This window comes from Agrococcus lahaulensis DSM 17612 (assembly GCF_000425105.1).
In the GTDB taxonomy this organism is placed as follows: Bacteria; Actinomycetota; Actinomycetes; order Actinomycetales; family Microbacteriaceae; genus Agrococcus; species Agrococcus lahaulensis.
Genome location: NZ_KE384303.1, coordinates 333,943 through 346,995 on the forward strand (window position 1 = coordinate 333,943; position 13,053 = coordinate 346,995).

Below are 13,053 nucleotides of genomic sequence, written 5' to 3' on the forward strand. Positions count from 1 at the left end.
GAGGACCTCCTCCCGCACCCGGTGCTCGGATGAGGGACTGATGCAAGCACTACTCGAGAACTGGCCGCTGTGGCTGCAGGGCATGTGGATGACCCTGCTGCTCACCGGCGCCACCACGCTGTTCGGGCTGCCGATCGGCATCCTGCTCGCCGGCATGCGCGTCTCGCCCGTCGCGGCGCTGCGCGTCGTGGCGACGGTGTGGACGGAGGTCGCGCGGAACACGCCGCTCACGCTCGTGTTCTTCTTCACGGCCTTCGTGCTCCCGAAGCTCGGCCTCATCCTCGACTTCCAGATCGGCGCGATCATCGCGCTCACCTACTACACGAGCGCGTTCTTCGCCGAGGCCGTGCGGTCGGGCATCAACTCCGTGCCGATCGGCCAGGCCGAGGCGTCGCGCTCGATCGGCCTGACCTTCGGCCAGACGATGAGCCTCGTCGTGCTGCCGCAGGCGTTCCGCAGCGTGCTGCCGCCCCTCATCAACGTCGTCATCGCGCTCATCAAGAACTCGTCCGTCGCGATGGGCTTCTTCGTCTTCGTGCTCGTCTCGGTCGCGCACCGGCTCTCGAACACGTACGGCGACCAGGCGCTGCAGATCTTCGTCGGCATCGCCTTCAGCTACCTGATCCTCACGGTGCCGCTCGGCCAGCTGGTCGACCACCTCGAGCGCAAGTGGAGCGTGCAGCGATGAGCGGCTCCGTCCTCTTCGACGCCCCGGGCCCGAACGCCATCCGGCGCTCGCGCATCCTCTCGATCGTCTTCGCCGTCGCAGCGGTCGCGGCGCTCGGCCTCGGCATCTACCAGCTCTGGCTCGGCGGCGCGTTCTACCAGGACCGCTGGGACATCTTCCTCACGCCCGAGCTCTGGTTCGGCGCGCGCGGTCTCATGGTGGGCCTCCGCACGACGCTCACGATCGCCGCGATCGGCGCCGTCGGCGCGCTCATCCTCGGCGTGATCTTCTCGATCCTCCGCAGCGCCCCCTCGAAGTGGGTGCGGGTGCCGGTGACGATCGTCCTGGAGTTCTTCCGCGGCATGCCCGTGCTGCTGATGATGCTCTTCATCCTCATCGTCTTCTCGACCGGCGCCTACTGGGCGGTCGTCTGGGCCCTCATCGTCTACAACGGCGCGATCATCGGCGAGGCGCTCCGCGCCGGCATGAAGTCGCTCCCGAAGGGGCAGCGCGAGAGCGGGCTCGCGATCGGCCTCACGCCGCTCCGCACCACGCTCTTGATCGAGCTGCCGCAGGCGTTCCGCATCATGCTGCCGATCATCCTGGCGCAGCTCATCGTGCTGCTGAAGGACACCTCGCTCGGCTACATCGTCGGCTCGCCCGAGATCATCCGCATCGGTCGCCAGCTCGTCGACTTCTACGACCGCCAGGGCGGCCCGTACGCGCTGTCGATGTTCTTCGTCATGCTCGCGATCTTCCTCGCGATCAACATCACGCTCTCGTGGCTCGTGCGCGTGCTCGCGCGCCGCATGGCGCAGCCGCGCCGCGGCGGACCGAACCTCGACGGCACGAAGACCGAGGCGATCCCGGTCTCGACCCAAGCGATGCGCGAGGTGAAGGACCCGCAGGCAGAGATCACACGGCTCCCCGGCGCCGGGATGGGCGGCCAGGGCTAGCAGGCGGCCCGGCGCGCGCCGAGCGCGCCGGTAGGATCGTCCGGTGCCCCAACCCGACGCATCCCCCGACCTGAGCGCGCGCGTCGACGCGGCCGTCGAGGCCGCGCTCGCCGCGATCGACGCCGCCTCGACGACCGCCGAGCTGCAGGCCGCGAAGTCCGCCCACAACGGGCAGGGCTCCGAGCTCGCCGGCCTCAACGCATCCCTCCGCGACATCGCGCCCGAGGAGCGCAAGGCCGCCGGCCAGACGATCGGCGCCGGCCGCGCTCGCGTCGCCGAGGCGATCGCCGCGCGCCAGGGCGAGCTCGCCGCGGCCGAGGAGGCAGCGCAGCTCGAGGCCGAGCGCGTCGACGTGACCGCGCTCCCGCGCCTGCGCGCGCCCGGCGGCCGGCACCCGCTCTCGATGCTCGCGGACGAGATGACGGATGTCTTCGTCGGCATGGGCTGGGAGGTCGCGGAGGGCCCCGAGCTCGAGCACGAGTGGTACAACTTCGACGCCCTCAACGTCGACCCCGACCACCCCGCTCGCGGCGAGTCGGACACGTTCTACGTCGCGCCCGCCGAGCGGCACCTCGTGCTGCGCACGCAGACGAGCCCCGTGCAGGCGCGCTCGATGCTCACGCGCGAGCTGCCGATCTACATCGTCGCGCCCGGCCGCGTCTACCGCACCGACGACATCGACGCGACCCACCTGCCCGTCTTCACGCAGATGGAGGGGCTCGCGATCGACAAGGGGCTCACGATGGCGCACCTCCGCGGCACGCTCGAGCACCTCGCCCGCATCATGTTCGGCGAGGAGGCGAAGATCCGCCTGCGCCCCAACTACTTCCCGTTCACCGAGCCGAGCGCCGAGATGGACGTGTGGCACCCAGGCATGCGCGGCGGACCGCGGTGGGTCGAGTGGGGCGGCTGCGGCATGGTCAACCCCAACGTGCTGCGCGCGACGGGCGTCGACCCCGAGGTCTACTCGGGCTTCGCGTTCGGCATGGGCGTCGAGCGCACGCTCCAGTTCCGGTACCAGCTCGACGACATGCGCGACATGATCGAGGGCGACGTGCGCTTCACCGAGCAGTTCGGGATGGTGATCTGATGCGGATTCCGCTGTCATGGCTCGCGGAGCACGTCGAGCTGCCCGCCGAGGGCGCAGCCGAGTGGCTGCACGCGACGCTCGTGCGCGTCGGCTTCGAGGAGGAGGCGGTGCACGGGGGCGAGCTGCGCGGCCCGATCGTCGTCGGCCGCGTGCTCTCGATCGAGGAGGAGCCGCAGAAGAACGGCAAGACCATCCGCTGGTGTCAGGTCGACGTCGGCGAGGCGAACGGCGGCGTGCGCGGCATCGTCTGCGGCGCGCTCAACTTCGTCGAGGGCGACCGGGTCGTCGTGACGCTGCCGGGCTCGGCGCTGCCGGGCGGCTTCGAGATCGCCGCTCGGAAGACCTACGGCCACGTCTCCGACGGCATGATCGCCTCCGAGCGCGAGCTCGGTCTCGGCGACGACCACGACGGCATCATGCGCCTCGACGAGCTCGGCATCGAGGGCGAGGTCGGGGCGGATGCGCTGGCGATCCTGGGCCTCGACGACCAGGCGGTCGAGATCAACGTGACCCCCGACCGCGGCTACGCGCTCTCGCTCCGCGGCATCGCGCGCGAGGTCGCCGCCGCGACCGGTCAGGCGTTCACCGACCCCGCCGAGACCGCGCTCGCCCGCGACGCCGGGCCGGAGGCATCCGGCTTCTCCGTCACGCTCGCCGACGACGCGCCGATCCGCGGCCGCGCCGGCTGCTCGCGCTTCGTCGTGCGCGTCGTGCGCGGCATCGACCCGACGCGCCCGAGCCCCGCGTGGCTCGCCTCGCGCCTCCGGCTCGCGGGCATCCGCTCGATCTCGCTGCCGGTCGACATCACGAACTACGTCATGCTCGAGCTCGGCCAGCCGATCCACGGCTACGACCTCGCGAAGCTGCGCGGCGGCATCCGCGTGCGCCGCGCGGAGCCGGGGGAGACGCTCGTGACCCTCGACGACGTGGAGCGGACGCTCGACCCCGAGGACCTGCTCATCACCGACGACCGCGGCGCGATCGGCCTCGCGGGCGTCATGGGCGGCGCCGAGACCGAGATGGATGCGTCGACGACCGACGTGCTCATCGAGGCCGCGACGTTCGACCCCGTCTCGATCAGCCGCACCGCGCGTCGGCACAAGCTGTTCTCGGAGGCGTCGAAGCGCTACGAGCGGGGCGTCGACCCCGCGGTCGCCGACGCCGCCGCCGCGCGCGTCGCGCAGCTGCTCGTCGAGCTCGCGGGCGGCACGCTCGACGAGCTCGGCACCGAGGTCGGCGAGGTCGCGTCGATGGAGCCCATCACGATCCCGGTCGGCTACTGGAGCGCGCTGCTCGGCGGCGACTACGCCGACGACGAGGCGCGCGCCGCGCTCGAGAGCGTCGGTGCGACGATCGAGGCGGGTGCGGATGCGTGGACGGTCACCCCGCCGACGTGGCGTCGCGACCTGACCGATCGCGAGGGCCTCGTCGAGGAGATCGGCCGCATCGTCGGCTTCGACCGCATCCCCTCGGTGCTGCCGGTCGCGCCGCCCGGGCGCGGCTACACGCGCGCCCAGCGGCTGCGCCGGAAGGTCGCCGACGCGCTCGCCTCGAGCGGCCACACCGAGGTGCTCGTCGCGCCCTTCGTCACCGAGCGGCAGGCGCGGCTCACGGGCCGCGCGCCCGTGCGGCTCGAGAACCCGCTCGACGGCGAGCGCCCGTGCCTGCGCACCGCGCTCGTGCCGGGGCTCGTCGACACCGCGCACCGCAACCTCGGCCGCGGGCTCACCGACCTCGCGCTGTTCGAGCTCGGCCGCGTCTTCCACGCGGTCGACGACCAGGGCACCCACGAGCTGCCGGGCGCCGAGTCGCGGCCGGCCGACGACGTGCTCGCCGAGCTCGACCGCCTGCCCGAGCAGCCGCTGCACGCGGCGGTGCTGCTCGTGGGGGAGCGGGTGCGCAAGCAGCCTGGCCGGCCTGCCGAGCGCTTCGGGCTCGCCGACGCGATCGAGGCTGCCGAGCGCATCGCCCGCACGGTCGGGCTCGAGCTCGAGCTGCGGCAGGCCGAGCGGCCGTGGCTGCACCCGGGCCGCACGGCCGAGCTGCTGCTCGGCGAGACCGTCGTGGGCGTCGCGGGCGAGCTGCTGCCGCAGGTCGCCGCCGACGCCGACCTGCCGCGCGGCGTCGCGGTCGCCGAGCTCGACCTCGACGTGCTCATCGAGCGCTCGCGCGTGCGCCTCGACACCCGCGTGATCGCGCCCGTGCCCGCGGCGACGCAGGACCTCTCGCTCGTCGTGCCGGTCGACGTGCCCGCGGGCGACGTGCAGCGCGCCGTGCGCGACGGCGCGGGCGCGCTGCTCGAGCACATCGCGCTCGTCGACGACTACCGCGGCAGCGGGCTCGGCGACGGGGAGAAGTCGCTCACGTTCGCGCTCCGCTTCCGCGCGGCCGACCGCACCCTCACGGCGGCCGAGGCGAGCGAGGCGAAGCTCGCGGGCCTCCGCGTTGCGACCGAGCGGCACGGCGCGCGGCTCCGGGAGTAGCATCCGGTCGTGGTCGAAATCCTCGTGCGCGGCGAGGCCGCGCTGCGCGCTCCCGCGGAGCGCGCGACCGTGACCGTGCACTCCCGCTGGCAGGCTGACGCGCCCGACGCGGCCATGTCGGCGGTGGCGGCCGCGCACGCGGGCGCGGCCGAGCGAGCGCGCGAGCTCGCCGCCGCCGGCGCGATCGAGTCGTGGCACGCCGACCGCGCATGGGTCTCGCACCACCGCGAGTGGGTCGGGGAAGGGCTGCCGCAGCGCCTCGTCTTCACCGCGTCCGCCGCCGTCACCGCGACGTTCGTCGACGTCGACGCGCTCGGCGCCTGGATCGGCGAGCTCGGCTCCGCGCCCGAGCACGAGGTCGGCGGCGTGACGTGGTCGCTCGCCGAGGAGACCGAGCGGCGGCTCGCGAGCCAGTCGCGAGCGCTCGCGGTCGAGGACGCCCGCGCTCGAGCCGCCGACTACGCGCGCGCCGCCGGGCTCGGCGACCCGGCGATCACGTCGATCCGGGAGCCTGACCCCGCCGCCCCGCGGCCGCTCGGCAGGGCCCGCGCGGGCGTCGAGGCGGCCATGCTCGCGAGCGCCGACGGCGGCTCGCCCGTCGCGCTCACCGCGGGCGAGATCGAGGTCGAGGCCGTCGTCGAGGTCGCCTTCCGGGCATAGCGGCATCCGAGGGGCCGATAGCCTGGGAGCATGAGCCTCTCCGTCGCCGTCGCAGGCGCGAGCGGATACGCGGGCGGCGAGCTGCTGCGGCTGCTCGCGCAGCACCCCGAGCTGGAGGTGCGCACCGTCACCGCGCACGCCAACGCCGGGCAGCCCCTCGTGTCCGTGCACCCGAACCTGCGCTCCCTCGCCACGCTGACCTTCCAGGAGACCACTCGCGAGGTGCTCGCCGGCCACGACGTCGTCTTCCTCGCCCTCCCGCACGGGCACTCCGCCGGCATCGCCGCCGAGCTGCCCGAGGAGACGCTCGTGGTCGACGCGGGCGCCGACCACCGGCTGCTCGACGCGGCCGAGTGGACCCGCTACTACGGCACCGAGCACGCCGGCACCTGGCCCTACGGCATGCCCGAGCTCATGCTCGCCGACGGCGGCCGCCAGCGGCGCGAGCTGCGCGCTGCCCGCCGCATCGCTGTGCCGGGCTGCAACGCGACCGCCGTGACGCTCGCCGCCGCGCCCGGCGTCGCCGCCGGCCTCATCGACCCCGCGGGGCTCACCTCCGCGCTCGCCGTCGGCTCCTCCGGCGCCGGCCGGGGTGCGAAGACCCACCTGCTCGCGAGCGAGCTCACCGGCAGCGCGACCCCCTACGGCGTGGGCGGCACGCACCGCCACCTGCCCGAGATCGCGCAGAACCTCCGCATGGTCGGGGCGACCGAGGTGCGGCACTCCTTCACGCCGGTGCTCGTGCCGATGTCCCGCGGCATCCTCGCGACCGTGACGGCGCCGCTCGTCGGTGACGCGAGCGCCGACCAGCTGCGGGGAGCGTGGCTCTCGGCCTACGCCGACGAGCGCTTCGTGCACGTGCTGCCCGCGGGCCACTACCCGCGCACCGCCGACGTCATCGGCTCCAACTCCGTGCACATCGGCGTCGGCCTCGACGAGGACGCCGGCCGAGTCGTGATGATCGCCGCGCTCGACAACCTGGGCAAGGGCACCGCGGGCGCCGCGATCCAGTCGGCGAACATCGCGCTCGGCCTCGACGAGCAGCTCGGCCTGCCGATCGACGGGGTCGCGCCGTGAGCGTGACCGCGGCCGCGGGGTTCCGCGCCGCGGGCGTCGCCGCGGGCGTCAAGTCGAGCGGCGGCGCCGACGTCACGCTCGTGGTCAACGACGGGCCGATCGACGCCGCGGCCGGCGTCTTCACCGCCAACCGCGCGAAGGCCAACCCGGTGCTGTGGAGCCAGCAGGCGCTCGCCGACGGCACCGCGCGCGCGGTGATCCTCAACTCCGGCGGCGCGAACTGCTTCACGGGCGCCTTCGGGTTCCAGACCACCCACCAGACGGCCGAGCGGGTCGCCGAGCGGCTCGGCATCGGCGCGGTCGACGTGCAGGTGTGCTCGACGGGCCTCATCGGCGTGGGCGACGAGTCCTTCCGGCAGGCGGTGCTCCGCGGGGTCGACCTCGCCGCGGACGCGCTCGGCGACGACGAGGCAGCGGGTCTCGCCGCCGCGCGGGCGATCATGACGACCGACTCGGTGCCGAAGCAAGCGGTCGACGCGCGCGGCGGCTTCACCGTGGGCGGCATGGCGAAGGGCGCCGGCATGCTCGCGCCCGGGCTCGCGACGATGCTCGTCGTGCTCACGACCGACGCGGTCGCCGATGCCGCCACGCTCGACCGAGCGCTCCGCGCCGCGACGCGCGTGACCTTCGACCGCCTCGACTCCGACGGCTGCATGTCGACGAACGACACGGTGCTGCTGCTCGCGTCCGGCGCCTCGGGGCAGCGCGCCGACGAGGCCGAGCTCACCGCCGCCGTCACCGCCGTCTGCGACGACCTCGCTCGGCAGCTGCAGGCCGACGCCGAGGGCGCGAGCCACGACATCGCGATCGAGGTCGTCGGCGCCGCGAGCGAGGACGACGCGGTCGTCGTCGGCCGCTCGGTCGCGCGCTCCAACCTCTTCAAGGCCGCGATCTTCGGCAACGACCCCAACTGGGGCCGCGTGCTCGCGGCGATCGGCACGACGGATGCGTCGTTCGACCCCTTCGAGGTCGACGTCGCCTTCAACGGGGTGCGGGTGTGCCACGCCGGCGAGCCCGACCGCCCGCGCGAGGAGGTCGACCTCACCCCGCGCGAGACGCGCATCCTCATCGACCTGCACGCGGGGGAGCACGCCGCGACGATCCGCACGAACGACCTCACCCACGAGTACGTCCACGAGAACTCCGCGTATGCCAGCTAGGGACGAGGCGCAGCTCGCGCAGAAGGCCGCGACGCTCATCGAGTCGCTCCCGTGGCTCGAGCGCTACCGCGGCGCGACGATGGTCGTGAAGTACGGCGGCAACGCGATGGTCTCGGCCGAGCTGCAGCGCGCCTTCGCGGAGGACATGGTCTACCTGCGGCACGTCGGCATCGCGCCCGTCGTCGTGCACGGCGGCGGCCCGCAGATCAGCGAGGCGCTCCGCATCCACGGCATCGAGAGCGAGTTCCGCGGCGGCTACCGCGTCACGAGCCGCGAGGCGATGGACGTCGTGCGGATGGTGCTCACGGGCCAGGTCGCGCGCACCCTGGTGTCGCTCATCAACGAGCACGGCCCGCTCGCGGCGAGCATGTCGGGCGAGGACGCGGGCCTCTTCACGGGCCGTCGGCGCGGCACCGTCGTCGACGGGGAGGAGGTCGACCTCGGCCAGGTCGGCGACGTCGTCGACGTCGACCCCGCGCCCGTGCGGCGGCTGCTCGACGCGGGGCTCATCCCCGTCGTCTCGTCGATCGCGCCCGACGGCGACCGGCCGGGGGAGTCGCTCAACGTCAACGCCGATGCGGCGGCCGCGGCGCTCGCGGCGGCGCTCGGCGCGCAGAAGCTCATCATCCTGACCGACGTCGAGGGCCTCTACCGCGACTGGCCCGACCGCTCGTCGCTCGTGAGCGAGATCACCGACGCCGAGCTCGAGGCGCTGCTGCCCTCGCTCGAGTCGGGCATGATCCCCAAGATGCAGGCGTGCCTCGACGCGGTCCGGGCGGGCGTGCCGAAGGCCGCCATCATCGACGGCCGCGCGCCCCACTCGATCCTGACCGAGATCTTCACGACCGCGGGATCCGGCACGGAGGTCGTGCCCGCATCCGCCGCACGGGCATCCCTTGCCCAGGCATCCCCCACCCCCGACCGAGGAGCAGCATGACCCGGCACTTCCTGCGCGACGACGACCTGAGCCCCGCCGAGCAGCGCGAGGTGCTCGAGCGCGCCGCCCGCATGAAGCGCGACCGCTTCGCCGAGCGCCCGCTCGAGGGCCCGCAGTCGGTCGCGGTCATCTTCGACAAGTCGTCGACGCGCACGCGGGTCTCGTTCCACGTCGGCATCTCCGACCTCGGCGGCTCGCCCCTCATCATCTCGACCGCCTCGAGCCAGCTCGGCGGCAAGGAGACGGCCGCCGACACCGCGCGCGTGCTCGAGCGGCAGGTCGCCGCGATCGTGTGGCGCACCTACGCGCAAGCGGGCCTCGAGGAGATGGCCGCCGAGACGACCGTCCCGGTCGTCAACGCGCTCTCGGACGACTTCCACCCGTGCCAGCTGCTCGCCGACCTGCTCACGATGCAGGAGCACAAGGGCGAGCTCGCCGGGCTCGAGGTCGCGTTCGTCGGCGACGGCCGCTCGAACATGGCGCAGTCCTACCTCTTGGCGTGCGCGACCGCCGGCATGCACGTGCGCGTCGCCGCGCCCGCGGGCTACGCGCCCGACCCGGACGTGGTGGCCGACGCCGAGCGCATCGCCGCGGAGACGGGCGGCAGCGCGACCGTCGGCGGCGACGCGGCCGCCGCCGTCGCGGACGCCGACGTCGTCGTCACCGACACGTGGGTGTCGATGGGCAAGGAGGACGAGAAGGCCGAGCGGGTCGCGACCTTCGGCGGCTTCAAGGTCGACCGCGCGCTCATGGCGCTCGCGAAGCCGGACGCGGTCTTCATGCACTGCCTCCCCGCCGACCGCGGCTTCGAGGTCTCGGCCGACGTCATCGACGGGCCGCAGTCGATCATCTGGGACGAGGCGGAGAATCGCCTGCACGCGCAGAAGGCGCTGCTGGCGTGGCTGCTCGAGAAGGCGGACGCATGAGCGAGCAGCAAAACGGCACGAACGAGGGCTCGCTGTGGGGCGGTCGCTTCGCCTCGGGGCCGAGCCCCGAGCTCGCGCGGCTCTCGAAGTCGACGCAGTTCGACTGGCGGCTCGCGCAGCTCGACATCCGCGGCTCGAAGGCGCACGCGAACGCGCTCCACGCGGCAGGGCTGCTCTCCGACGACGAGCTCGCCGGCATGCGCGCGGCCCTCGACGAGCTGAGCGAGCGCGTCCGGTCGGGCGCCTTCGTCGCGGCGGAGTCCGACGAGGACGTGCACGGCGCGCTCGAGCGCGGCCTCATCGAGATCGCCGGCGCCGACCTCGGCGGCCGGCTCCGCGCCGGTCGCTCGCGCAACGACCAGATCGCGACGCTCGTGCGCGTGTGGATGCTCGAGGAGACCGAGGAGATCGAGCGCGGCATCCGCGCGGTGATCGAGGCGCTGCGGCTGCAGGCCGACGCCCACCCCGATGCGGCGATGCCCGGGCGCACCCACCTGCAGCACGCGCAGCCGGTGCTGCTCGCGCACCACCTCCTCGCCCACGCGTGGCCGCTCGTGCGCGACCTCGAGCGCCTCGCCGACTGGCGCGAGCGGGCGAGCGAGTCGCCCTACGGCGCCGGCGCGCTCGCCGGCTCGACGCTCGGGCTCGACCCGGCCCTCGTCGCCCGCGAGCTGGGGCTCGCCGCCCCGAGCCCCAACTCGATCGACGCGACGAGCGCTCGCGACGTCGTCGCGGAGCTCACGTTCGTGCTCGCGATGACCGCGATCGACATCTCGAGGCTCGCCGAGGAGGTCATCCTGTGGACGACGCGCGACCTCGGCTTCGCGCGCCTCCACGACGGCTTCTCGACCGGGTCGTCGATCATGCCGCAGAAGAAGAACCCCGACATCGCCGAGCTCGCGCGCGGCAAGGCCGGCCGGCTCATCGGCGACCACACGGGCCTGCTCGCGACGCTCAAGGCGCTGCCGCTCGCGTACAACCGCGACCTGCAGGAGGACAAGGAGCCGGTGTTCGACGCGGTCGACCAGCTGCAGGTGCTGCTGCCGGCCTTCGCCGGGATGATCGCGACGCTCGACTTCGACGAGGACCGGATGCGCTCGGGCGCGGCGGCGGGGTACGCGCTCGCGACCGACGTGGCCGAGTGGCTCGTGAAGCGCCGCGTGCCGTTCCGCGAGGCGCACGAGATCGCCGGCGCGCTCGTGCGGCTGTGCGAGCAGCGGGGGATCGAGCTCGACGAGGCGAGCGACGAGGACTACCGCTCGGTGTCGGAGCACTTGACGCCCGAGGTGCGCGAGGTGCTGACGGTCGACGGCGCGATCGCGGCTCGCGACGGCGTGGGCGGCACCGCTCGCTCCGCGGTCGACGCGCAGCTCGCGTCGCTCGACGAGCGCTTGTCCCGGCTCTCGCGCGGCTGACGTTCGGTAGATTCGAACCGTGATCGACCTCGCTCCCATCCAGCTCGACCCCGCCTTCGACAACGTGTGGGACGAGCTGCAGTACCGGGGGAGCGTGCACGTCTCGACCGACCCGGAGGCGCTGCGCGCGCTGCTCGGCGGGGGACCGATCACCTACTACTGCGGCTTCGACCCGACCGCGCCGAGCCTGCACCTCGGCAACCTGGCTCAGCTGATCATCATGCGCCGGCTGCAGCTCGCCGGCCACCGGCCGCTCGCCCTCGTCGGCGGCTCGACCGGCCTCATCGGCGACCCGAAGCCCACCGCCGAGCGGCAGCTCAACGAGCGGGAGACCGTCGCGGAGTGGGTCACCTACCTCGGCGAGCAGATGCTGCGCTTCCTCTCCGACGAGGGCGACAACGCCGTGCGGCTCGTGAACAACCTTGACTGGACCGAGCCGCTCTCGACCGTCGACTTCCTGCGCGAGGTCGGCAAGCACTTCCGGGTGGGCACGATGCTCCGCAAGGACGCGGTCGCATCGCGCATGGAGTCGGACGAGGGGATCTCCTACGCCGAGTTCAGCTACCAGGTGCTGCAGGGCCTCGACTTCCGGGAGCTCTTCCTGCGCTACGGCTGCATCATGCAGCTCGGCGGCAGCGACCAGTGGGGCAACCTCACCGCCGGCACCGAGCTCATCCGCAAGGCAGAGGGCGTCCACGCGCACGCGCTCGGCTCGCCGCTCATCACCGACGCCGACGGCCGCAAGTTCGGCAAGAGCGAGGGCAATGCCGTCTGGCTCGACGCGAACCTGACGACGCCGTACGCGATGTACCAGTTCTGGCTCAACCAGGACGACGCGATCGTCGTGCAGCTCCTCAAGTCGTTCACCTTCCTGCCGTCCGCGCGCATCGCCGAGCTCGAGCAGGCGACGATCGACGCGCCATTCCGCCGCGAGGCGCAGCGCGAGCTCGCGGTCCAGGCGACTGCCTTCATCCACGGGCGCGAGGCGACCGAGCAGGCGGTCGCGGCGTCGCAGGCGCTCTTCGGCGCCGGGGATCTCGCGGCGCTCGATGCCGGCACCCTCGCCGCGGCGGTCGGCTCGCTCGACCGGCAGGCGACCGCGACCGATGACGCCCCGGTGCTGCAGCTGCTGCAGGAGACGGGGCTCGTCGACTCCCTCTCGGAGGGACGGCGCGCGATCGCGCAGGGTGGCGTCTCGGTCAACAACGAGCGCATCGACGACCCGGCTGCGACGCTCGAGGGTCGCTTGCTGCACGGCCGCTTCGCGGTGCTGCGCCGCGGCAAGAAGACGCTCGCCGGCGTCGACGCCGGTGCCTGACGCGCGGAACCGGCGCGACACGCCCGGGATGCACGCCGTTTGCGGCCCGCGTCCTCCAGCCGTGTAACGTATCCACTCGTCACCCCAAAGACGCAGAGCCGGACAGGCCAGCGGATCAAGAGGGACCACCCCCAGCAGAACGGCCACGCTTTCGCGTGCTTCGCCGAGACGCGGGTGCGGTGACAGACCACTTCAACGATGAATGTGCGGAGAGCACGGTCGGCAGCTGCCGGCCGCGCGAGACACCGACTTGACAGTCGCTCCGGAGCGTGTAACCTAGTCAGGTTGCCACGAGCCGGGCCGAATGCGAGCCCGGTGCAGCAGGAGCCGACTTGACAGTCGCTCCGGAGCGTGTAACCTGAAC

11 protein-coding genes are annotated in these 13,053 nt (G+C 73.2%); all 11 read left to right on the plus strand.

Features of this window, described 5'->3' with window-relative positions:
• Nucleotides 1–40: 40 nt before the first annotated feature.
• Genes H508_RS0111015 through tyrS form a run of 11 tightly spaced genes read left to right on the plus strand, consistent with a single transcriptional unit; the run spans nt 41 to nt 12,689 of the window.
• Complete coding sequence (locus H508_RS0111015) at nt 41–688, plus strand: amino acid ABC transporter permease (RefSeq protein ID WP_026374096.1); 648 nt, start codon at nt 41–43, stop codon at nt 686–688.
• The gene (locus H508_RS15995) at nt 685–1,623 is read left to right on the plus strand and encodes an amino acid ABC transporter permease (protein ID WP_051223289.1); all 939 of its coding nucleotides are present in this window, start codon (nt 685–687) and stop codon (nt 1,621–1,623) included. The genes H508_RS0111015 and H508_RS15995 overlap by 4 nt, the downstream gene beginning before the upstream one ends.
• Nucleotides 1,624–1,666: 43 nt before the next feature.
• Nucleotides 1,667–2,713 carry a phenylalanine--tRNA ligase subunit alpha gene (gene pheS, locus H508_RS0111025; protein ID WP_051223291.1) on the plus strand — a complete coding sequence of 349 codons (1,047 nt, stop codon included), beginning with the start codon at nt 1,667–1,669 and terminating at the stop codon, nt 2,711–2,713.
• Nucleotides 2,713–5,196 (plus strand): phenylalanine--tRNA ligase subunit beta, encoded by a 2,484-nt coding sequence (gene pheT, locus H508_RS0111030; protein ID WP_026374098.1) that lies wholly within the window; start codon nt 2,713–2,715, stop codon nt 5,194–5,196. Before pheS ends, pheT begins: the two co-directional genes overlap by 1 nt.
• A 9-nt stretch (nt 5,197–5,205) precedes the next feature.
• A complete protein-coding gene (locus tag H508_RS0111035; protein WP_026374099.1) occupies nt 5,206–5,856 on the plus strand; it encodes an SIMPL domain-containing protein in 651 nt (216 codons plus the stop codon).
• Between the two features lie 30 nt (nt 5,857–5,886).
• Nucleotides 5,887–6,933, plus strand: coding sequence for an N-acetyl-gamma-glutamyl-phosphate reductase (gene argC / locus H508_RS0111040; RefSeq protein WP_026374100.1), 1,047 nt, complete (start codon nt 5,887–5,889; stop codon nt 6,931–6,933).
• A complete protein-coding gene (gene argJ / locus H508_RS0111045) occupies nt 6,930–8,093 on the plus strand; it encodes a bifunctional glutamate N-acetyltransferase/amino-acid acetyltransferase ArgJ (RefSeq protein ID WP_026374101.1) in 1,164 nt (387 codons plus the stop codon). The genes argC and argJ overlap by 4 nt, the downstream gene beginning before the upstream one ends.
• Nucleotides 8,083–9,030, plus strand: coding sequence for an acetylglutamate kinase (gene argB / locus H508_RS16000; RefSeq protein ID WP_051223293.1), 948 nt, complete (start codon nt 8,083–8,085; stop codon nt 9,028–9,030). The genes argJ and argB overlap by 11 nt, the downstream gene beginning before the upstream one ends.
• Nucleotides 9,027–9,956, plus strand: coding sequence for an ornithine carbamoyltransferase (gene argF, locus H508_RS0111055; RefSeq protein ID WP_026374102.1), 930 nt, complete (start codon nt 9,027–9,029; stop codon nt 9,954–9,956). The genes argB and argF overlap by 4 nt, the downstream gene beginning before the upstream one ends.
• Nucleotides 9,953–11,371, plus strand: a complete 1,419-nt coding sequence (gene argH / locus H508_RS0111060) for an argininosuccinate lyase (RefSeq protein ID WP_026374103.1) — start codon at nt 9,953–9,955, stop codon at nt 11,369–11,371. Before argF ends, argH begins: the two co-directional genes overlap by 4 nt.
• A 10-nt stretch (nt 11,372–11,381) precedes the next feature.
• Complete coding sequence (gene tyrS, locus H508_RS0111065; RefSeq protein WP_035254764.1) at nt 11,382–12,689, plus strand: tyrosine--tRNA ligase; 1,308 nt, start codon at nt 11,382–11,384, stop codon at nt 12,687–12,689.
• Nucleotides 12,690–13,053: the final 364 nt, after the last annotated feature.

Bases quoted from the DNA above. Each gene is read 5' to 3' on its own strand.
- pheT (WP_026374098.1), top strand. From the start codon at position 2,713: ATGCGGATTCCGCTGTCATGGCTCGCGGAGCACGTCGAGCTGCCCGCC.
- H508_RS0111015 (WP_026374096.1), top strand. From the start codon at position 41: ATGCAAGCACTACTCGAGAACTGGCCGCTGTGGCTGCAGGGCATGTGG.
- argF (WP_026374102.1), top strand. From the start codon at position 9,027: ATGACCCGGCACTTCCTGCGCGACGACGACCTGAGCCCCGCCGAGCAG.
- argH (WP_026374103.1), top strand. From the start codon at position 9,953: ATGAGCGAGCAGCAAAACGGCACGAACGAGGGCTCGCTGTGGGGCGGT.
- argB (WP_051223293.1), top strand. From the start codon at position 8,083: ATGCCAGCTAGGGACGAGGCGCAGCTCGCGCAGAAGGCCGCGACGCTC.
- argC (WP_026374100.1), top strand. From the start codon at position 5,887: ATGAGCCTCTCCGTCGCCGTCGCAGGCGCGAGCGGATACGCGGGCGGC.
- H508_RS15995 (WP_051223289.1), top strand. From the start codon at position 685: ATGAGCGGCTCCGTCCTCTTCGACGCCCCGGGCCCGAACGCCATCCGG.